The 19,403-nt window shown below is 71.7% G+C and carries 20 protein-coding genes and 1 tRNA gene; 16 read left to right on the top strand and 5 right to left on the bottom strand.

Annotated features, from left to right (window positions below; genetic code table 11):
* Positions 1-149 precede the first annotated feature (149 nt).
* The 3 genes from cobG to cobJ are packed head-to-tail and all read left to right on the top strand — an operon-like array spanning position 150 to position 3,657.
* Positions 150-1,451 carry a precorrin-3B synthase gene (gene cobG, locus ACFWFI_RS17460; protein ID WP_387390616.1) on the top strand — a complete coding sequence of 434 codons (1,302 nt, stop codon included), beginning with the start codon at positions 150-152 and terminating at the stop codon, positions 1,449-1,451.
* A gap of 53 nt (positions 1,452-1,504) precedes the next feature.
* Entirely contained in the window at positions 1,505-2,131 is a 627-nt protein-coding gene (locus tag ACFWFI_RS17455) for a precorrin-8X methylmutase (protein ID WP_387390614.1), read from the top strand.
* The gene (gene cobJ, locus ACFWFI_RS17450) at positions 2,128-3,657 is read left to right on the top strand and encodes a precorrin-3B C(17)-methyltransferase (protein WP_387390611.1); all 1,530 of its coding nucleotides are present in this window, start codon (positions 2,128-2,130) and stop codon (positions 3,655-3,657) included. The genes ACFWFI_RS17455 and cobJ overlap by 4 nt, the downstream gene beginning before the upstream one ends.
* On the opposite strand, the gene ACFWFI_RS17445 is transcribed toward cobJ, so the two are convergent.
* A complete protein-coding gene (locus tag ACFWFI_RS17445; RefSeq protein WP_387390648.1) occupies positions 3,642-4,496 on the bottom strand; it encodes a cobalt-precorrin-6A reductase in 855 nt (284 codons plus the stop codon). The two genes, cobJ and ACFWFI_RS17445, sit on opposite strands and share 16 nt — an antisense overlap.
* 21 nt (positions 4,497-4,517) lie before the next feature.
* On the opposite strand from ACFWFI_RS17445, the gene ACFWFI_RS17440 reads away from it, so the two are divergent.
* A complete protein-coding gene (locus ACFWFI_RS17440) occupies positions 4,518-5,636 on the top strand; it encodes a cobalt-precorrin-5B (C(1))-methyltransferase (protein WP_387390609.1) in 1,119 nt (372 codons plus the stop codon).
* 35 nt (positions 5,637-5,671) lie between these two features.
* On the opposite strand, the gene cobM is transcribed toward ACFWFI_RS17440, so the two are convergent.
* Both cobM and cbiE read right to left on the bottom strand, forming a co-directional pair.
* The gene (gene cobM / locus ACFWFI_RS17435; RefSeq protein WP_387390606.1) at positions 5,672-6,421 is read right to left on the bottom strand and encodes a precorrin-4 C(11)-methyltransferase; all 750 of its coding nucleotides are present in this window, start codon (positions 6,419-6,421) and stop codon (positions 5,672-5,674) included.
* Entirely contained in the window at positions 6,418-7,689 is a 1,272-nt protein-coding gene (gene cbiE / locus ACFWFI_RS17430) for a precorrin-6y C5,15-methyltransferase (decarboxylating) subunit CbiE (protein WP_387390603.1), read from the bottom strand. Before cbiE ends, cobM begins: the two co-directional genes overlap by 4 nt.
* 183 nt (positions 7,690-7,872) lie before the next feature.
* On the opposite strand from cbiE, the gene ACFWFI_RS17425 reads away from it, so the two are divergent.
* The 6 genes from ACFWFI_RS17425 (at position 7,873) to ACFWFI_RS17400 (ending at position 13,218) form a co-directional block, all read left to right on the top strand.
* The gene (locus tag ACFWFI_RS17425) at positions 7,873-8,295 is read left to right on the top strand and encodes a YciI family protein (RefSeq protein WP_387390600.1); all 423 of its coding nucleotides are present in this window, start codon (positions 7,873-7,875) and stop codon (positions 8,293-8,295) included.
* Positions 8,296-8,323: 28 nt separating this feature from the next.
* The gene (locus ACFWFI_RS17420) at positions 8,324-9,571 is read left to right on the top strand and encodes an RNA polymerase sigma factor (protein ID WP_387390597.1); all 1,248 of its coding nucleotides are present in this window, start codon (positions 8,324-8,326) and stop codon (positions 9,569-9,571) included.
* A gap of 66 nt (positions 9,572-9,637) precedes the next feature.
* Positions 9,638-10,249 (top strand): HhH-GPD-type base excision DNA repair protein, encoded by a 612-nt coding sequence (locus ACFWFI_RS17415; RefSeq protein ID WP_387390595.1) that lies wholly within the window; start codon positions 9,638-9,640, stop codon positions 10,247-10,249.
* Positions 10,250-10,393: 144 nt separating this feature from the next.
* Positions 10,394-11,941, top strand: coding sequence for a M28 family metallopeptidase (locus ACFWFI_RS17410; RefSeq protein ID WP_387390592.1), 1,548 nt, complete (start codon positions 10,394-10,396; stop codon positions 11,939-11,941).
* Between the two features lie 242 nt (positions 11,942-12,183).
* Positions 12,184-12,480: a type II toxin-antitoxin system VapB family antitoxin gene (locus ACFWFI_RS17405; protein WP_003955420.1), complete on the top strand. Its 297-nt coding sequence runs from the start codon at positions 12,184-12,186 to the stop codon at positions 12,478-12,480.
* Positions 12,481-12,621: 141 nt separating this feature from the next.
* Positions 12,622-13,218, top strand: coding sequence for a LytR C-terminal domain-containing protein (locus ACFWFI_RS17400; RefSeq protein WP_387390646.1), 597 nt, complete (start codon positions 12,622-12,624; stop codon positions 13,216-13,218).
* A gap of 70 nt (positions 13,219-13,288) precedes the next feature.
* Here the strand turns inward: ACFWFI_RS17400 and upp are convergent, their stop codons facing one another.
* Positions 13,289-13,924, bottom strand: coding sequence for a uracil phosphoribosyltransferase (gene upp, locus ACFWFI_RS17395; RefSeq protein WP_387390589.1), 636 nt, complete (start codon positions 13,922-13,924; stop codon positions 13,289-13,291).
* 115 nt (positions 13,925-14,039) lie between these two features.
* On the opposite strand from upp, the gene ACFWFI_RS17390 reads away from it, so the two are divergent.
* The 4 genes from ACFWFI_RS17390 (at position 14,040) to ACFWFI_RS17375 (ending at position 15,731) form a co-directional block, all read left to right on the top strand.
* Positions 14,040-14,276, top strand: a complete 237-nt coding sequence (locus ACFWFI_RS17390) for a hypothetical protein (RefSeq protein ID WP_383115442.1) — start codon at positions 14,040-14,042, stop codon at positions 14,274-14,276.
* A 217-nt stretch (positions 14,277-14,493) separates the two neighbouring features.
* Entirely contained in the window at positions 14,494-15,057 is a 564-nt protein-coding gene (locus tag ACFWFI_RS17385; RefSeq protein ID WP_387390587.1) for a tRNA adenosine deaminase-associated protein, read from the top strand.
* Positions 15,058-15,138: 81 nt separating this feature from the next.
* Entirely contained in the window at positions 15,139-15,567 is a 429-nt protein-coding gene (gene tadA, locus ACFWFI_RS17380; RefSeq protein WP_387390643.1) for a tRNA adenosine(34) deaminase TadA, read from the top strand.
* A gap of 79 nt (positions 15,568-15,646) precedes the next feature.
* Positions 15,647-15,731, top strand: a tRNA-Ser gene (locus ACFWFI_RS17375).
* Between the two features lie 70 nt (positions 15,732-15,801).
* On the opposite strand, the gene ACFWFI_RS17370 is transcribed toward ACFWFI_RS17375, so the two are convergent.
* Positions 15,802-16,593 carry a hypothetical protein gene (locus ACFWFI_RS17370; RefSeq protein ID WP_387390585.1) on the bottom strand — a complete coding sequence of 264 codons (792 nt, stop codon included), beginning with the start codon at positions 16,591-16,593 and terminating at the stop codon, positions 15,802-15,804.
* A gap of 370 nt (positions 16,594-16,963) precedes the next feature.
* Here ACFWFI_RS17370 and ACFWFI_RS17365 point away from each other — a divergent pair, with 370 nt between their 5' ends.
* Both ACFWFI_RS17365 and ACFWFI_RS17360 read left to right on the top strand, forming a co-directional pair.
* A complete protein-coding gene (locus ACFWFI_RS17365) occupies positions 16,964-17,611 on the top strand; it encodes a TetR/AcrR family transcriptional regulator (RefSeq protein WP_387390582.1) in 648 nt (215 codons plus the stop codon).
* A 110-nt stretch (positions 17,612-17,721) separates the two neighbouring features.
* Complete coding sequence (locus ACFWFI_RS17360) at positions 17,722-19,341, top strand: MDR family MFS transporter (RefSeq protein WP_387390641.1); 1,620 nt, start codon at positions 17,722-17,724, stop codon at positions 19,339-19,341.
* The last annotated feature ends 62 nt before the right edge of the window (positions 19,342-19,403 follow it).

Raw genomic sequence — 19,403 nt, 5'->3', positions numbered from 1 at the left:
CTGGCGATGGCGGGCCCAACGGACCGCCGCTAGGCATAGTAGGCGGGGGGAGGGGGGTGCTGACCAGACGGCCCCCGCCCTGACCGGGGCGGCAGCGGGTGTCCCGTAGGTCACAGTGACCGTAGGAGTGCGCCACGGTCACGGTCGGTATGCTCGCCGCCATGTCCGCCTCCCCCCTTCCGTCCCGGTCTCCGGGCGATGCGTGTGCCCGGAGCAGCGGTGACGCCTGCCCCGGCGCATTGCGTCTGCACCGGGCGGACGACGGTGCGCTGGCGCGGATCCGCATACCCGGCGGGGTGCTGACGCCCCGCCAGGCAGAGGCGCTGGGGCAGGCCGCCGAGCGCCTCGGTGACAGTGAGCTGCATCTCACCTCGCGCGGAAACGTGCAGCTGCGCGGGCTCGCACCGGACTGCGGCGCGGAGCTGGCCGGGCTGCTGGACGAAGCCGGACTGCTGCCCTCGAGACGTCATGAACGGGTACGCAACGTGGTCGCGTCCCCTCTCTCGGGGCTCGACGGCCTCGGGACCACCGACGTCAGACCCTGGCTGACCGCACTGGACCGGCTTCTGTGCGGAAGTGACAGTGCGACGGCGCTCTCCGGGCGGTTCCTGTTCGCGCTCGACGACGGCCGCGGCGATGTGGACGCCCTCGGAGCCGATCTCACCCTCCTGGGCCACGGTGACGGCGGCGCCCTGCTGCGCATCGGGGACGGCGACGCCGTTCTCCGCGTCCCCGCCGCCGACGGCCCCCGCGCCGCGCTGATCGCCGCCGAAGCCTTCCTCGACTCCGCCCGGGACACCGGCGCCTGGCGGGTGAAGGACCTGCCGGACGGCACTGCTGCCGCGCTGCCCGCCGAAGTCGTCCGACGGCTGCGGCAGGCGGACATCGCCGTCACCCCGGCCCGCCGCCCCCGCCCTCCCGAAGCCCTTCCTCCTGTCCCCGGACCCGTCCCGGGCGGCCTCCATGGGGCCGCGCTGTCCGTCGGCGTACCGCTTGGACGGCTGGACCCGGCCCAGTGGCGGCTGCTGTCGAGTGCCGGGGAACTGCGCCTCACCCCCTGGCGCGGGGTCGTCGTCACCGGGATCGGATCCGACCGTGCGGGCAGCCTGCTGAGCGGACTCACCCGGGCCGGTCTGATCACCGGCCCCGACTCCCCCTGGGCCGGGGTGGGGGCCTGTATCGGGCAGCCCGGCTGCGCGAAGTCGCTGGCCGATGTGCGGGCCGAGGCGGGGGCCGCCGTCGGACCGGCCGGACGGCTCCCTGTGTACTGGTCCGGGTGCGAACGCCGCTGCGGCCATCCGCGCGGGGAGTGGATCGACGTGGTCGCCACCCCCGACGGACACCGGATCTCCCACGTGCGTGGGGACCTGACCACCGCGACGGCGACGGTACGGGACGACCCGGTGGACCTCGCCGCCGCCGTGGCAGCGGCCCGGGGCGCGCGCACCTGACCACCACGTACAACCCCCTGTTCGACCTGTTCGATGAAGAAAGCGACAGCACTGTGCATCAGTACGAGAAGGACGGACCGGCGATCTACCGCCAGTCCTTCGCCACCATCCGCGCGGAGGCGGATCTGGCAGGGCTGCCCGCCGACGTGAGCCAGGTCGCCGTCCGCATGATCCACGCCTGCGGCATGGTCGACCTCGTACGCGATCTCGCCTTCTCACCGAATGTGGTGGCCGACGCCCGCGCGGCCCTGCGCTCGGGCGCGCCGATCCTGTGCGATGTGGCCATGGTCGCGAGCGGTGTCACCCGCAAGCGGCTGCCCGCGGACAACGAAGTGATCTGCACCCTGTCCGACCCCGCCGTTCCCGACCTGGCCGCGAAGCTGGGCACCACCCGCAGCGCAGCCGCCCTGGAGCTGTGGAGGGACCGGATGGAGGGCGCGGTCGTCGCCGTCGGCAACGCGCCCACCGCGCTCTTCCGGCTGCTGGAGATGATCGAGGAGGGCGCCCCGCGCCCGGCCGCCGTCATCGGTGTGCCCGTCGGTTTCATCGGGGCCGCCGAGTCCAAGGAGGCCCTGGCAGCCCATCCGTCCGGGCTGGAACACCTCGTCGTGCGGGGCAGGCGTGGGGGCAGCGCCATCGCCGCCGCCGCCCTCAACGCGATCGCCAGCGAGGAGGAGTGAGCGTGTCCGAGCAGCAGCACACGGGAAGCGCGGGGCGGCTGTACGGGGTCGGGCTCGGTCCGGGAGACCCGGCTCTGATGACCGTTCGGGCCGTGCAGATCATCGGTGAGGCCGATGTCGTCGCGTACCACTCCGCCCGGCACGGCCGCTCCATCGCCCGCTCGATCGCGGCCCAGTACATCCGCGCCGACCACATCGAGGAGGCGCTGGTCTACCCCGTCACGACGGAGACCACGGACCACCCGGGCGGCTACCGGGGCGCGCTGGACGAGTTCTACGCCGAGGCCGCCGCTCGCCTCGCGGTACACCTGGACGCCGGGCGCACCGTCGCCGTGCTCGCCGAGGGCGACCCGCTCTTCTACGGCTCGTACCAGCACATGCACAAGCGGCTCGCGGACCGTTACGACACCGAGGTCATCCCCGGCGTCACCTCGGTCAGTGCCGCCGCCGCCCGTCTCGGCACCCCGCTCGTCGAGGCCGAGGAGGTGCTGACGATCCTTCCGGGCACCCTGCCGGAGGAGGAGTTGACCGCACGTCTGGCGGCCACGGACTCCGCGGTGGTGATGAAGCTGGGCCGTACGTTCCCGGCCGTGCGCCGCGCGTTCGAGGCGTCCGGGCGGCTGCCCGAGGCGCGGTACGTGGAACGGGCCACGATGGCCGGGGAGCGCACCGGAAACCTGGCGGACACGGACGCGGACTCCGTGCCGTACTTCGCGGTCGCCGTGCTGCCCAGCCGGATAGACGCGCCCCGCCCCTCACCCGCTGCGGGCCCGGGCAACGGCGAGGTCGTCGTCGTCGGCACCGGTCCTGCCGGACCGCTGTGGCTGACGCCCGAGACGCGCGGAGCGCTGGCCGCAGCCGACGACCTCGTCGGCTACACGACGTATCTGGACCGGGTCCCGGTCCGCCCGGGGCAGCAGCGCCACGGCTCCGACAACAAGGTCGAGTCGGAGCGCGCCGAATTCGCCCTGGACCTGGCACGCCGGGGGCACCGCGTGGCCGTCGTGTCCGGGGGCGACCCCGGGGTCTTCGCCATGGCGACGGCAGTGCTGGAAGTCGCCTCGCAGGAGGCGTACACGGACATAGCGGTGCGGGTGCTGCCCGGGGTGACCGCGGCCAATGCCGCCGCAGCCCGTGCGGGTGCTCCGCTGGGCCACGACTACGCCACCATCTCGCTCTCGGACCGGCTCAAGCCCTGGGAGGTCATCGCCGAGCGGCTGCGCGCGGCGGCCACGGCCGACCTGGTGATGGCGCTGTACAACCCCGGCTCGCGCAGCCGGACATGGCAGGTGGGCAAGGCCCGCGATCTGCTGCTGGAGCACCGCTCCCCGGACACGCCGGTGGTGCTCGGGCGGGACGTCGGCGGCCCGGCGGAGAGCGTGCGTACGGTGCGGCTCGCCGATCTCGACCCGGCCGAGGTAGACATGCGGACGATCCTGATCGTGGGCTCCTCGCAGACCCGTTGGGTGCGGCGGGGCGACGGCCGGCAGATCGTCTGGACGCCGCGCCGCTACCCGGAGGACTGACGCCGACGTGCCGCCCCGGGCCCCGAGGGGGGTCCGGACGGCGGCCCGGGCGGTATCGGGACCAGCTCGGCCTCCGGCGCATCAGCCGTCCGGGGGCCGGGTCCCACCAGGCCCCGCAGCCAGGCGACCGCCTCCTCCGGGGTCCCGGCCACCGGCACGCCCGGGGGGACCGGCGGCCGACCGACCACCACCACGGGGATCCCGGCCTCGCGTGCGGCCGTGAGCTTCGGGGCGGTCGCGTCACCGCCGCTGTCCTTCGTGACGAGGACGTCGACGCGATGCCGACGGATCAGCTCCCGCTCGCCCTCCAGGGAGAACGGGCCCCGGTCCAGAAGGATCTCCATCCGGGCCGGGTGCGGGGCGTCGGGGGCGTCCACCGAGCGCATCAGGAACCACAGCGTGTCCAGTGCGGCGAACGCCGCCAGACCCATTCGTCCTGTGGTGAGGAAGACGCGCGACCCCAGATCGGGCAGCAGCTCCGCCGCGCCGGCGAGGGAGTCGGTGATGTGCCACCGGTCGCCCTCGACGGGCACCCAGCCGGGCCGTCGGAGGGCCAACAGGGGAACATGGACAGCGACGGCTGCCGAGGCCGCGTTGAAACTGATCGTTCCGGCGAAGGGATGGGTGGCGTCGATGACCGCATCCACATGGTGCGCACGGAGCCACTCGGCCATGCCCTCGGCCCCGCCGAAGCCGCCGACGCGCACCTCGCCGGGCGGCAGCTTCGGCCGGGCGACGCGTCCCGCGAGTGAGCTGGTCACCCGGAACCCGTCCGCGGCCACCAGGGACTCCGCCAGCCGGCGGGCCTCCGTCGTGCCACCGAGGACGAGTATGTGCAAGGGCATCGGATCGGTCCATCCATGAGCAGTGAGGCGCAGGGCGGGCGCACCGCCCAACTCAAGCACACCGGCCTGCGGCCGGGATGGACGACCGGGGCCTGCGCGACGGCGGCGACCACGGCCGCGTACACGGCCCTTCTGACCGGCGAGTTCCCCGATCCGGTGACCATCACCCTGCCCAGGGGCCAGACCCCCGCCTTCGCACTGGCGGTGGAGGAGCTCGCCGAGGGGCGGGCCACGGCGGGCGTGGTCAAGGACGCGGGCGACGACCCGGACGTCACTCACGGCGCTCTGGTCCGGTCCACCGTACGGCTGCTGCCGGCGGGGTCCGGAGTGGTGTTCCGGGCAGGGCCCGGCGTCGGGACGGTGACGCTTCCCGGGCTACCGCTCGAGGTCGGGGAGCCCGCGATCAACCCCGTCCCCCGTCAGATGATGCGGGACCATGTGGCGCGGGTGGCGGCGGAGCACGGCGGCACGGGCGACGTCGAGATCACGGTCTCGGTGGACGACGGCGAGGAGATCGCACGTTTCACGTGGAACATTCGCCTGGGCATCCTGGGCGGAATCTCGATCCTTGGCACGACAGGCATCGTGGTGCCGTACTCCTGCTCGGCCTGGATCGACTCGATCCGCCGCGGGGTGGACGTGGCGCTAGCGGCCGGGCACCGGCATGTCGCGGGGTGCACGGGCTCGACCTCGGAGAAGACGGTGGTGGCCGAGTACGGGCTCCCGGAGATCGCCCTGCTGGACATGGGGGACTTCGCGGGTGCGGTGCTGAAGTACGTACGCCGGCATCCGGTGGAGCGACTGACCATCTGCGGCGGGTTCGCCAAGCTGTCCAAGCTGGCCGCCGGGCATCTGGACCTGCACTCCGGCCGCTCCCAGGTCGACAAGCCGTTCCTGGCGCGGCTGGCCCGCCAGGGCGGCGCGAGCGAGGCACTGGCGTCGGAGATCGAGGTCGCCAACACCGGCCTCGCGGCACTGCAGTTGTGCACGGCGGCAGGCGTGCCGCTGGGCGACCTGGTTGCGGTGGCGGCCCGGGACCAGGCGCTGTCCGTGCTGCGGGGAGCGCCAGTAGCGGTGGACGTGATCTGCATCGACCGGGCGGGGGCGGTCGTGGGGCGCAGCGAGACGCGATGAGCGAAGGCGGGACGGCATCGCGTCCCGCCCTTCCGTCAGCAGGTGTGGCGGTCCCGCGCCGGCGAGTACAGGTGGCTGTCGCGGAACTGCTCCGCGCCCAGGGTCCGGCCGACCATGATCACCGCTGTCCGGATCACCCCTGCCGACTTCACCTGCTCCGCGATGGAGTCCAGCGTGCCGCGCAGGATGATCTCGTCCGGGCGCGATGCCATGGCGACCACGGCGGCGGGGCAGTCGGCCCCGTAGTGCGGCAGCAGTTCGTCGACCACCCGGTCCACGTACCGCGCCGCGAGGTGCAGCACGATCAGCGCGCCGCTGCGGCCCAGCGTGGCCAGGTCCTCGCCCTCGGGCATCGCCGTGGCCCGCTGGGCGATCCGGGTGAGGATCACGGTCTGGCCGACCGTTGGCACCGTCAGCTCTCGCTTGAGCGCCGCCGCGGCCGCGGCGAACGCGGGCACTCCGGGCACCACTTCGTAGGGCACGTCCGCCTCGTCGAGCCGGCGCATCTGCTCGTTCACCGCGCTGAAGACCGACGGGTCGCCGGAGTGCAGCCGGGCGACGTCGTGTCCCTCCTCGTGGGCCCGCACCAGCTCGGCCGTGATCTGGTCGATGTCCAGCAGGGCCGTGTCCACGAGCCGGGCGTCCGGCGGGCATTCGGCGAGGAGTTCACGCGGCACCAGGCTGCCCGCGTACAGGCAGACCGGACTGGCGGCGAGGACACGGGCGCCGCGCACCGTGATCAGGTCGGCGGCGCCGGGGCCCGCGCCGATGAAGTACACGGTCATCTGTCGTCTCCTGGAGCGTGCGAGGTTTTCTGTACGGACCACTGGGTGACGGGCATGGCCTGACGCCAGCCGGTGAACCCGCCGACGGGCACGGCGTGGGCCACCGCGAGGCGGACCAGGTCACCACCGAGCCGGCGGTACCACTCGGCGAGCAGCGCCTCCGACTCCAGCGTGACCGTGTTGGCGACCAGCCGGCCGCCGGGGGGCAGCGCCTCCCAGCAGGCGTCGAGCAGCCCCGGCGCGGTCAGCCCGCCTCCGATGAACACGGCGTCGGGTACGGGCAGTCCGGCCAGGGCGTCCGGTGCGCGGCCGGTGACCACGCGCAGCCCGGGGACGCCGAGGCGGTCCGCGTTACGGGTGATGCGCCGCGCCCGTTCCGGATCGCGTTCCACGGTGACGGCGCGGCAGGACGGATGGGTCCGCATCCATTCCGCCGCGATCGAACCGGAGCCGCCGCCGATGTCCCAGAGGAGCTCTCCGGGGGCGGGCGCGAGCACGCCGAGCGTGGCCGCCCGGACATGGCGCTTGGTGAGCTGGCCGTCGTGCTCGTACGCCTCGTCGGGCAGCCCGGGTACGGCTCCGAGACGCAAGGCGTCCGGGGTGCTCCGGCAGTCCACCGCGATGACGTTGAGCGGGTCCCCGGGCGGGTGCTCCCAGGTGTCGGCGATGCCGTCCAGGCAGTCCTCGGCCGTGCCGCCGAGCTGTTCGAGCACCCGCATCCGGCTGGGTCCGAAGCCGCGGTCCCGCAGCAGGGCGGCCACGGCGGCGGGCGTGGCCGCGTCCGCGGAGAGAACCAGCAGACGGCGCCCGTCGTGCAGCGCGCCCGCCAGCCGGGCCGTGGGACGGCCGACGAGGGTGACGGTCCCGGTGTCCTCCACCGGCCAGCCGAGCCGGGCGCAGGCGTACGACACCGAGGACGGGTGCGGCAGCACACGGAGCGCCCCGGCGCCCAGCTCCTCGGTGAGGGCCCGGCCGATGCCGTAGAACATGGGGTCACCGCTGGCCAGCACGGCGGTCCTGCTCCCCGCGTGCGCGGCGAGCAGGGCACGCACGGCGGGCCGCAGCGGTGAGGGCCAGGACACGCGCAGGCCCGCGCATTCCGGCGGGAGCAGCCCCAACTGGCGCTCACCGCCGATCAGGACCTCGGCGTCCAGGAGCACCGCCCGGGCGCTCTCCGGCAGGCCTGACCAGCCGTCGGCTCCGATCCCCACGACGCTCACGGCAGGCGCGGGCGCCGGGACGGCGGACTGGGGAGATGCGGGGGACACAGCCGGTACCTCGGGGTTGGCGGGACGACGCAGCCGAACTCTACGGGGGCCCCCTCCGGACCTGCGCGGCGGAGTGATTTCGGAAAATTTCCCGCGTGGTGTCGAGAACCGGTCACGGGCTTCGACGTCCCCTGTGAGAGTTGCCCACAAGGGGCGGCGACCGAGAAGCCGAGGAGCGGCACCATGAAGTACCTCGTGATGGTTCAGGGCTCGCAGGCCGACTACGAGGCCATGGCCGGCAAGCCGTCGGCCGGGAGCCCGGCCTGGAACAAGGAGGACATGCAGGCGATGTTCGCCTTCATGGGAGGGCTCAACAACGACCTGGCCGAGTCCGGCGAGATGGTCGACGGCCAGGGCCTGACCGAACCCGCCAGGACCCGCTCGGTGCTGCCGGGCGCGGACGGCCGGCCTGTGATCACGGACGGCCCCTACGGGGAGACCAAGGAGCAGCTCGCCGGGTACTGGGTGCTCGACTGCGCGAGCCTGGAAAGAGTCACCGAGATCGCCGCGCGCATCCAGGAGTGTCCGCAGCCGGAGGGTGCGCCCGTCTACCCGGTGCTGATCCGTCCCATCGAGGAAGGCGGGGACCCGGGCGCTTCCGAGTAGGGCGCCCGCGCTCCGGGCTTGGAGCCGTGTGAACGACAGGCCGACCGGTATCGAGGACCTGCTGCGCCACCACGCGCCGCAGGTCCTCGGCGCGCTCGTACGCCGCTACGGCCACTTCGACACGGCGGAGGACGCGGTGCAGGAGGCGCTGCTCGCCGCTTCCCAGCAGTGGCCGGCCGCCGGACTGCCCGACAATCCGCGCGGATGGCTCATCCGGACCGCGTCCAGGCGGCTGACGGACCAGCTGCGCAGGGACACCGCACGGCAGCGGCGTGAGGAGAGGGCCGCCGCCCTCACGCCCCGTGACGCCTTCACGGCCCCGCCACCCGGGGAGAGCCGGGCTCCGTCCGCCGACGACACACTCACCCTGCTCTTCCTCTGCTGCCACCCCGAGCTGTCCCCCGCGGCCCAGATCGCGCTGACCCTGCGCGCCGTCGGCGGCCTGACGACGGCCGAGATCGCCCGGGCCCATCTGGTGCCCGAGGCGACGATGGCGCAGCGGATCAGCCGGGCCAAGCAGAAGGTGCGGGGTGTGCCGTTCCGGCAACCGGGCCCCGCCGACCGCGACAGCCGGCTCTCCGCGGTGCTCCAGGTGCTCTACCTGATCTTCAACGAGGGATACACAGCGACGTCCGGCAGCGATCTGCACCGCGCCGACCTGGCCCAGGAGGCAATCCGGCTTACCCGTGCCGTGCGCGGGCTCCTGCCCCGGGACGGGCGGGTGACCGGACTGCTGGCCCTGATGCTGCTCACCGAGGCCCGCAGCGCCGCCCGAAGCGGACCGCACGGCGAGCTGGTCCCGCTCGACGAGCAGGACCGCACCCGCTGGGACAGGTCAGCCATCGACGAGGGCACGGCCCTGGTGGAGGAGGCCCTGTCCGAAGGGCCTGCCGGGGCCTACCAGCTGCAGGCGGCGGTCGCGGCGCTGCACGACGAGGCGGACCGCGCCGAGGACACCGACTGGCCCCAGATCCTCGCCCTGTACGACCTCCTCGTGCACCGTGCCCCCGACCCGATGGCGGAGCTGAGCCGGGCCGTGGCCCTCGCCATGGTGGAGGGCCCCAGGGCCGGACTCGCCGCCGTGACAGCCCTGGAGGACCGGCTGGCGGGCCACCACCGGCTGGATGCCGTACGAGCCCATCTGCTGGAGAGGGCCGGGGACAGCGAGGCGGCGCGCGCCGCCTATCGGCGGGCGGCGGACCACACGCTCAGCGCACCCGAGGCCCGCTATCTGCGGATGCGGGCGGCCCGGCTGCTGCCACCGCCCGCCGGGTAGGTACGAGTACCGCCCGGGCGTCGCACCGAGTCGCCGATCCCGGTCGATCTCGCGATCATCGAATGCATGACCAAGAGCGACAACGGCAGGGCCCGCACCGTACGGATCGCCCAGGAGCCCGCCGCGGACGAACTGCTGGGCCGCAGCCCGCTGGCCGCCCTCGTCGGCATGCTGCTGGACCAGCAGGTACCGATGGAGTGGGCGTTCACCGGCCCGTTCACGCTGGCACAGCGCATGGGGTCGGACGATCTGGACGCCAGGGAGATCGCCGCGTACGACCCGGACGCCTTCATCGGGCTCTTCACCGATAAGCCCGCCCTGCACAGGTATCCGGGTTCCATGGCCAAGCGGGTGCAGCAGCTCTGCCAGTACCTGGTGGCCGAGTACGACGGGCAGGCGGAAGCGGTCTGGACGGACGCCGCCACCGGGGCCGAGCTGCTGAAACGGCTCAACGCCCTGCCCGGGTTCGGCACCCAGAAGGCACAGATCTTCCTGGCCTTGCTGGGCAAGCAGTTCGACGTACGCCCGACGGGCTGGCGGGAGGCCGCCGGAGCGTACGGCGAAGACGGCTCACATCGTTCGGTGGCCGATATCACCGGCCCCGAATCACTCGCCGAGGTGCGGGCGTACAAGCAGCAGGCGAAGGCGGCGGCCAAGGCCGCGGGCCGGTCCGCATGACCGTGTCGGCCGAACAGGCACCGCCGTAGAGCGCGCGCTGATCAGGCCCGGGCCGGGCGCCCGGTCGGAGACGGCCCCAGCTGCTCCGAGTTACCGGCCGGCTCCACGGCCGCCCCCACGAACGTTCGCACCGGAAGGACTCTCGTGTACGCAACCCGCCGCAGAGCCGTGGCCGTCGTGGCCGCCACCGCCCTGGCGACACCGCTTCTCCTCGCCGCTTCCCCGGACCACGGACGCGCGTCGCCCGACCCGGCCGCGGACGCCGCCGAGCTCGCGCGGCAGCTGGTCGAAAGCTCGTCCGCCAAGGGCGCGTACCGGCATCTGGAGCGCTTCCAGGCCATAGCCGACTCGGCGGAAGGCCACCGCGCGGCCGGCTCGCCCGGGCATGACGCCTCCGCCGCCTACGTCCACGGGCTGCTCAGGAAGGCCGGCTACCGGGTCGGCTACCAGCCATTCGACTTCGTCTACACCGAGACCCTCGCCGAGAAGCTCTCCGTGGTCTCCCCCACGCCCCGTGAGGTCTCGATCAGGGCGATGACGTACACGCCCTCCACCCAGGAGGGAGGCATCACGGCGCCCCTCGTCACCGTGCCCGCCGACGACACCACCGGCTGCGAGGAGGCCGACTACGCCTCGGCCGGCTTCACCGGCAAGATCGCCCTGATCAAGCGGGGGGGCTGCTCCTTCGCGGAGAAGCAGGCGGCGGCCGCGGCGGCGGGCGCGACCGGCGCGGTGATCTACAACAACACCCAAGGGGCCCTCTCCGGCACGCTGGGCGATGTCGGGGCGGGGAAGATCCCCACCGGGGGACTCACCCAGGACGAGGGGAAGAAGCTCGTGGCGGACCTGGCTGAGGGCGAGGTGAAGGTCTCCCTCGAGATCCGCGAGTTCCGCGAGGAGCGCACCACCCACAACGTCGTCGCCGAGACCCGCGGAGGGGACGCCGCGAAGACGGTCATGCTCGGAGCCCACCTCGACTCGGTCACCGACGGCCCCGGCATCAACGACAACGGGTCCGGCTCGGCCGGGCTCCTCGAAGTCGCCCTGGAGTTGGCGGAGTCCGACCGGACGCCCGTCAACAAGGTGCGGTTCGCCTGGTGGTCGGCGGAGGAGAACGGCCTGCTCGGCTCGGAGGCGTACATCGCGAAGCTCTCCGAGGCACAGCGCGAGAAGATCGCGCTCTACCTCAACTTCGACATGATCGCCTCCCCGAACGGCGTGCAGTTCGTCTTCGACGGCGACGACTCCGACGGTGCGGGCGCGGGACCCGGCCCCCAGGGGTCCGCCCAACTGGAGCGTGACATCAACGCGTTCCTGGACAGCGAGGACAAGCCGCACACCGGCACGGACTTCACCGGGCGCTCCGACTACGGGCCGTTCATCGAGGCCGGCATCCCGTCCGGCGGTACGGACACGGGCGCCGAGGGCGTCAAGACGGCCGCTCAGGCCGAGGCGTACGGCGGAACCGCCGGCATCGCGTACGACCCCTGCTACCACGCGGCCTGCGACGACCTGGACAACATCGACATGGGGCACTTCGACACCAACATCGATGTGATCGCCCACGCGGTCGGCACCTACGCCCACGATCTGGGCTCCCTGACCCGCCCGGTCCCGGCCGCGTCCGCCACCGGCGAGCCCCGCAGCGGCGTCGGCCTGCGCGAGGGCCATGCGCACGGGGTCACCGAGTAGCACGCGACGCGTACCCGTACTCCGCGGGCGGCAGGCCACGCCACGCCCGCGGAGTGACGCACCGGGGCGTCATCCGGCCGTCACCACGAGGCCGCCGTGCGGCCACCGGTGCGCCCGCACAAACAGGCCTCACAAACATGACAGACCGTGCGACGCTTTGCGCAGATTCATGCCGTTTTATCAGGCATCGCAGTCCTGTTCCCTGGCTGCGCCCGGAGCCCCTTGCCCGGTAGGCTTTCCGTGTGATCTTCAAGCGCATCGGAAATGGGCGGCCATATCCCGACCACGGCCGGGAAAGCACCCGACAGTGGGCGGATGTCGCGCCGCGTCCGGTCCGCCTGGACCAGCTGGTGACCACCAAGGGCCAGCTGGACCTCGAGACCCTGCTCGCCGAGGACTCCACGTTCTACGGCGACCTGTTCGCCCACGTCGTGAAGTGGCAGGGCGACCTCTACCTCGAGGACGGGCTGCACCGCGCCGTGCGAGCGGCCCTGCAGCAGCGCCAGGTGCTGCACGCACGCGTGCTCGAACTGGGCTGAATCCGCCACTCCCACCCGTGGAGCATTTCCGGCCTTTCGGGTGCTTTTATGCTCGTACGGGTGCCATAGGTTGATCGTTTAGTAGGCATCATCACCAGGTCGCACTACGCTGCGGCCATGAGCATGCTGACCCCTCCCGGCATGGGCGGAAAGTACCGCATCACGGGTAACACCTTCCCCCGCATGCGCCGCCCCCGTCATCGCCGCAAGCTGGTCCTTTCGGTGGCCGCCGCCGTGGTGGCCCTCGGCCTGGCCGGTTGGGGCACGCTCCAGATCGTCGACGTCTTCACCGGCGGCAACAAACAGGCCAGTGCGGCAGACCGCCCGAAGGTCTGCCCCTCCCCGAGCGCCTCGGCGCCCGCGAAGGTGCTCCCGAAGCCGGCCGCCATCAAGGTCAACATCTACAACGCGACGCCCCGCAGCGGGCTCGCCAAGGCCGCCGCGGACGAGCTGAAGAAGCGCGGCTTCGTCATCGGCAAGGTGGACAACGCCCCCGCCGCGTACGACAAGAAGGTGCCCGGCACCGGAATGCTGCTCGGCGGCCCGACGGCCATGAACGGCTCGTTCCCGGTGCTCGCCACACAGCTGCCGGGGGCCGCACAGAAGACCGACGCCCGCCGGACGGCGGACGTCGATCTGATCATCGGCACGAAATTCAAGGCGTTCAGCACCCCCGCGGCGGCCGCAACGGCACTCACGGCCCTGACGCAGCCGGCGCCCGCACCGTCCTCCTGCTGAGGCCGCGCGGACCGGCCCGGGGACGCCCGTCCGGTCCGGGATCACCCCGACCGGTCCGGGACCGCCCTGATCAGTCGACGGTGCCGTACATCCGGTCACCGGCGTCGCCGAGCCCCGGCACGATGTAACCGTTCTCGTTGAGCCGCTCGTCCACCGAGGCCGTGACCACCGTGACCGGCGTGCCGGCCAACTCGCGCTCCATGACCTCGACACCCTCGGGCGCCGCGAGCAGCACGACCGCGGTCACGTCGTCCGCGCCGCGCTTGATCAGCTCCCGGATGGCCGCGACGAGCGTGCCGCCGGTGGCCAGCATCGGGTCCAGGACGTAGACCTGACGGCCGGAGAGGTCCTCGGGCATCCGCGTGGCGTACGTCTCCGCCTGGAGCGTCTCCTCGTTGCGGATCATGCCCAGGAAGCCGACCTCGGCGGTCGGGAGCAGCCGCACCATGCCGTCCAGCATGCCGAGCCCGGCGCGCAGGATCGGGACGACCAGGGGGCGCGGATGCGACAGCTTCACACCGGTCGTGGGCGTCACCGGGGTCTCGATGTCGACCAGCTCGGTCCGCACATCCCTGGTGGCCTCGTAGGCGAGGAGGGTGACCAGCTCGTCGGCGAGCCGCCGGAAGGTCGGGGAGTCGGTGCGCTTGTCGCGCAGCGTGGTGAGTTTGTGCGCGACCAGCGGGTGGTCGACGACGTGGATCCGCATGCCGTCAACAGTAACCGGGCCCCGGACAGGCTTCCCGCCAGTCTGCACTGGCATCAAGCACCTGTTCGGAGGGAAGGTGGGTCCATACGGACCCAGGCTTGGGGTGGTGTGTCGATTGCCCGACGGGGAGCAGCGGAATCAGCGGCAGGCCGGACGCGACGCGCGCGACCTGCCCGACGCTCAGGAGAACGCGCCGGACGCGCAGGAGAGTGAAGCGGCGCGCCGGAGGCGCAGGGCGCAGTTCCTCCGTGAGCTCCACGAGGCGAAGCAGCTGCGCGACCGGGTCCAGCCGCGCCGGGCCCGCGCGGCCCGTATGCGCCAACAGATGCGGATGCGTACGTTCCGCTGGTGAGTGCGGTTCCCCGAGGCACCCGGACCGCCGCCGCAGGAGTCACGGGAGCACCATCGGCGGACACGCACTCGGGTAACTGATGCCGACGCAACGGTCGAAGAGGTCTCGCATCGCGCTCGTTTCTGCCACGATGCCGATTGGGCGGGGCCCAGAGCAGCCGGATCACCGACTGCCCTCCCGTCGGACCGATTCGCCTAAGACCAGTGGGAGAGTCACGGTGTACTTCGCCGCACTGCTCGCTCGCACCGAAGACGGGTGGGAAGCGAGCGACACGGAGCTCGACGATGTGGAAACCCTGTCCGACCTGACGGATCTGGCCCGTGAGGCCTCGGTGGACGAGGACACGGTCCTGGTCTACATCGAGCAGGAGGACGCCTGGTTCGGCGTCGTCCGGGTGGACGGTGAGGAGGACCCCCGTATCTACGTCTCGGACGCGTCCGCCGCCGCCCGCTCCTCTTACGGGGAGATCCTGCTCACCGATGAGATGCTCGGCCGCGAACCGGGGGCCGAGGACGAGATCGCCGCACTCGAGGAGCTCGTCGACCTCGACGGTACGGAGGACGGCGAGCCTGAGGCAGCCCAGGACAGCGCCGGCGCCGCTGTCACCGAACCCGACCTGGATCACGACCCCGACGCCGTACCGGCGGGGCCACTCGGCGATCTCGGGGTCCTCTCCGACCTCGGGCTGTCCGAGAAGGATCTGCTGACCCTGCGCACCGACGCACTGGCGGAGATCGCGGACGCGCTCGGAGCGGCCGAGGTCCTGGAGGCCGTCCGTTAGGGTCCGCGGGTGAACGCGTCACCACCCACACCCTCCTCACCGCCTCCCCCCGATCCCGTACGGGACCCGTGGCAGGCACTCATGCGCCAAGCCCTGGACGAGGCCGCGCAGGCGGCGTCGGCCGGCGATGTGCCGGTCGGCGCCGTTGTCCTGGGCCCGGACGGCACCCTGCTCGCCACCGGGCACAACGAGCGTGAGGCGACCGGCGACCCGACGGCCCACGCCGAGGTGCTCGCCCTGCGCCGCGCCGCCGCCGCTCTCGGCTCCTGGCGGCTGACCGGCTGCACGCTGGTCGTCACCCTGGAGCCCTGCACGATGTGCGCGGGCGCGCTCGTACAGTCCCGGGTCGCCCGGGTGGTCTACGGGGCACGGGACGAGAAGGCCGGTGCCGCCGGTTCGCTCTGGGACGTCGTACGCGACCGCAGGCTCAACCACCGCCCCGAGGTGATCCACGGCGTCCTGGAGGACGCCTGCGCGGACCTGCTGACAGCGTTCTTCCGGGAGCGCTGAGGGCGCCCGGCGGACGCTCCGGACCGTCGCCGGGAATCGGATTTCGAACCAGGGCCCGGCATGGTCTAAGCTCTCTCTCGGTAGCGTGTCCGAGCGGCCGAAGGAGCTCGCCTCGAAAGCGAGTGTGGGGAAACTCACCGAGGGTTCAAATCCCTCCGCTACCGCAGATAGATGAAGGGGCAGACTCATTTGAGTCTGCCCCTTCACTGCGTTCCGGCTCAGTAGCCGGCCACGTCAGCCGATCCGCAGCGTCCTGACGCCGTCGGCCTCGAAGTCATAGACGTTCTGATTGATGCGGAGGCCGTCGACGGCGCCGATCCACATGTGGTCGCGGCCCTTGCCCACCGCGGCCGTGAGAATGGTCGCTCCCGCGCCACCGTCGTCGAGTTCGCGCTTCAGGGCATCGAGGGAGCACCTGGCGGCCTGGTTGCAGTCGGGGACCTCGTTGCCCGTGAGGTACCAGTAGCCGGTCCTGGTGGCATCGATGTAGCCGCTCCAGCGGTTCGTCACCGGGGAGGCCCCCGGCACCCACACCAGCGTGGAGTAGTCGTCGGTGGACGCGTTCAGGTTCGGATCGATCTCGAACCTGATGTTCGGCATGTTCTCGACGCCCCCGTAGGACACGTTCTCCCCGGTCTGGAAGACGTGGAACCCGACCCTCCGCAGGCCCTGCACCGGATCACCGAGGAAGTCGACCTCGTTGCCGAAGTCGACCTTCTCGCTGGGAGGGGTCAGCGAGGTGGAGTCGTTCGCCACCGCGATACCAAGGCTGCCCCGCCCGAACGGCGGCCTGGCGGAGAAGTCCGCCACGCCGAACGAACCGAACGGGCCGTTCCTCAGATCGGCGACGGGAGAGCCGATCGTGTTGCGGGTGATCACGCCCCAGTGGTCCGTACGGCGCTCGTGGTCCCCGCCGTTTCCGTCTGCGACAGCAGACACCGATCCGGAGAATATCGAGGCGACGACGGCGGCCAGCGCTGTGACCGTGAGGACGTTCCTCCGGGTCACGCCAAAGCGAGTGCTCACACTCACTCCTTCCAAGTAGGTGAAGGGCCCACGGCGTGCGCCGGGTCCCCGACCGATGCGAAGCACACCACCGCATCTGACTCTCGGTGACTGTGCAATCACCATATGTGGGCACGAACAGCCACCCCGCAACGGATGATTCGAGGCGCCCCCTACTCTCCGTGCCGGGTCGAGGGGCCACGACACCTGGGCCGAGCCCGGGCGCTCACGGCAGGGCCGGCGTGACGGCGCACATCTTCGGGGCCGTCCGGGACCCCCATTCGGGGCCCAGGAGAGGCCGGGCGGGGGAGAGCGCACCGCTCGGCGGCCGCATCACCGGAGGCGCCCGGTCAGCGCAAATAATTTTGCAGCTTGTGCATCTTTGCCTACTATGCACGATGTGGCGAAGACGACAGCATCCGTACCCGGGCTGCGGGAGCGCAAGAAGCAGGCGACTCGCCGGGCCATCGCCGAGGCAGCCGTACGGCTCGCCGCCGAGCACGGTGTCGAGAACGTCACCGTCGAGGCCATCAGCGAAGCCGCCGGCGTCTCGCCCAGGACGTTCTTCAACTACTTCCCCAGCCATGACGACGCGTTCGTCCTGGTCGACGACGAGGTGGGCGAGCGGATCAGGGAGTCCGTGCGCACTGCCCCCGCCGACCGGCCTCCGCTGGACGCCGTGCGCGACGCCCTCGCCGCCGAGCTCGACGGATTCGAGGGCCGCAAGGAGCTGTGGGCCCTTCAGTCCAAGGTGCTCCAGCGGTCCCCGCACCTCATCCACCGCGGTCTGAAGGCCCATGTGGCGGAGGAACGGGCCCTCGCCGTCGCCATCACCGACTGGCTCGACGCCACCCGCCCCGACGCGGAGAGCCTGACCGGCGCCGACGTCTTCCCCCGGCTCCTCGCCGCCGTCACCCAGACCGCCTTGCGGGTCGCCGTCGAGCACTGGTGCGACCACCCCGGCGAGACCGTTCTCGCGGAGGTCTTCCAGGACGTCTTCGCCCAACTGGCGCAAGGCCTCCCCCGGCCGCCGGCGTAGCCCCGCCCGCCGCCGGTGACCGTTCCGCGCACCACCGATCCTGTTCTGCTCCAGTACCGAAGAAGGACACCGTGACCGCAACCGAGGCGCCCGAGCAGGCGCCCACCTCCATGTCGAACAAGCAGATACTCCAAGCGATGTCCGGCCTGATGGCAGGCATGTTCGTCGCCATCCTCGCGGGTACGGTCGTCGCCAACGCCCTGCCGAGGATCATCGCCGACCTCGGTGCGAGCCAGTCCTCGTACACCTGGGTCGTGACCTCCGAACTGCTCGCCATGACGGCCACCGTGCCGCTGTGGGGCAAGCTCGCCGACCTGTTCAACCAGAAGCTGCTGCTCCAGCTCTCGCTCGGCCTGTTCGTGGTCGGTTCCCTGGTGGCCGGCTTCTCCCAGGACGTCGTGACCCTGATCATCAGCCGCATCATCCAGGGTGTCGGCGCCGGTGGTCTGACGGCCCTGGCCCAGATCGTGATGGCCGCGATCATTCCGCCCCGCCGGCTCGGCAAGTACGCGGGTATCTTCGGCGCGGTCTTCGCCGTCGGCACGGTCGCCGGTCCGCTGATCGGTGGCGTCCTCGTGGACACCTCGTGGCTCGGCTGGCGCTGGTGCTTCTTCATCGGTGTGCCGTTCGCACTGGCCGGGATCGTGCTGCTCCAGCGCACCCTGAAGCTGCCGACCGTGCGCCGCCAGGTCCGGATCGACTGGCTGGGCGCCTTCCTGATCGTGGCCGGCGTCTGCGCGCTGCTGATCTGGACGTCGCTCGCGGGCAACAGCTTCGACTGGGCGTCCTGGCAGACGGCCGCACTGGTGATCACCGGGGTGGTGCTCCTGGTGGCCGCGGTCTTCGTCGAGTCCAGGGCGGCGGAGCCGATCATCCCGCTGGACATCTTCCGCAACCGCACGGTGTCGCTCACGACCCTGGCAAGCTTCTTCGTCGGTATCGCGATGTTCGCCGGGACCGTGTTCCTGTCCCAGTACTTCCAGATCTCCCTGGGCAAGTCCCCGACCGTCGCGGGGCTCATGAGCCTCCCGCTGATCGGCGGTCTCCTGGTGTCCTCGACCGTCGCCGGGCAGATCATCTCCGCGACCGGCAAGTGGAAGATCTACCTCGTCGCGGGCGCCGTCGTCATGACGGCCGGCCTCGGCCTGCTCTCGACCATCGACGCCGACACGCACTTCGGCCTGCTCAGCGTCTACATGGCGTTCATGGGTATCGGCGTCGGCATGCTGATGCAGAACCTCGTGCTCGCCGCGCAGAACGACGTCCCCGCGCACGAACTGGGCGCAGCGACCTCCGTCCTGTCCTTCTTCCGCAGCCTCGGCGGCACCATCGGCACCAGCGTGCTCGGCGCGATCCTCGCCAACCGGGTGGCCAGTGAGATGACCAAGGGCCTCGCGGAGAACGGGATCCCGGCGACCGGCGGCGGACACGGCAGCGCCGTGCCCGACATGACCAAGCTGCCCGAGCCGATGAAGAACATCGTCGAGCACGCGTACGGCGTCGCGACCGGCGACCTCTTCCTCATCGCGACCCCGTTCGCCTTCCTCGGCCTCCTCGCGGTGCTCTTCATCAAGGAGAAGCCCCTCAAGACGACGAGCGGCATGGAACGCCTCGCCGCCGAGGACGCGGCCGTGGTCACCGCCGCCACCGTCCCGGCACCCCGGAAGCAGAACAAGAAGCAGAGCAAGAAGCAGAGCAAGAGCAGTCGTTGCAGGGGGAGTTCACCATGACCGTCCGACCGTTCCGCACCGCCCGCGGCACCCGTACTGTCCGTGCCGCCCGCGGGCTGGCC

Source organism: Streptomyces sp. NPDC060209 (assembly GCF_042728155.1).
Taxonomy (GTDB): domain Bacteria; phylum Actinomycetota; class Actinomycetes; order Streptomycetales; family Streptomycetaceae; genus Streptomyces.
Note: the sequence above shows the minus strand (reverse complement) of the source record. Positions and strands in the feature narration are given on the sequence as shown.

Coding starts and splice junctions, on each gene's coding strand:
- cobG (WP_387390616.1), top strand. CDS start 150: ATGCTCGCCGCCATGTCCGCCTCCCCCCTTCCGTCCCGGTCTCCGGGC.
- ACFWFI_RS17440 (WP_387390609.1), top strand. CDS start 4,518: ATGAGCAGTGAGGCGCAGGGCGGGCGCACCGCCCAACTCAAGCACACC.
- cobM (WP_387390606.1), bottom strand. CDS start 6,421: ATGACCGTGTACTTCATCGGCGCGGGCCCCGGCGCCGCCGACCTGATC.
- ACFWFI_RS17425 (WP_387390600.1), top strand. CDS start 7,873: ATGAAGTACCTCGTGATGGTTCAGGGCTCGCAGGCCGACTACGAGGCC.
- ACFWFI_RS17415 (WP_387390595.1), top strand. CDS start 9,638: ATGACCAAGAGCGACAACGGCAGGGCCCGCACCGTACGGATCGCCCAG.
- ACFWFI_RS17400 (WP_387390646.1), top strand. CDS start 12,622: ATGGGCGGAAAGTACCGCATCACGGGTAACACCTTCCCCCGCATGCGC.
- upp (WP_387390589.1), bottom strand. CDS start 13,924: ATGCGGATCCACGTCGTCGACCACCCGCTGGTCGCGCACAAACTCACC.
- tadA (WP_387390643.1), top strand. CDS start 15,139: ATGCGCCAAGCCCTGGACGAGGCCGCGCAGGCGGCGTCGGCCGGCGAT.
- ACFWFI_RS17365 (WP_387390582.1), top strand. CDS start 16,964: ATGCACGATGTGGCGAAGACGACAGCATCCGTACCCGGGCTGCGGGAG.
- ACFWFI_RS17360 (WP_387390641.1), top strand. CDS start 17,722: ATGTCGAACAAGCAGATACTCCAAGCGATGTCCGGCCTGATGGCAGGC.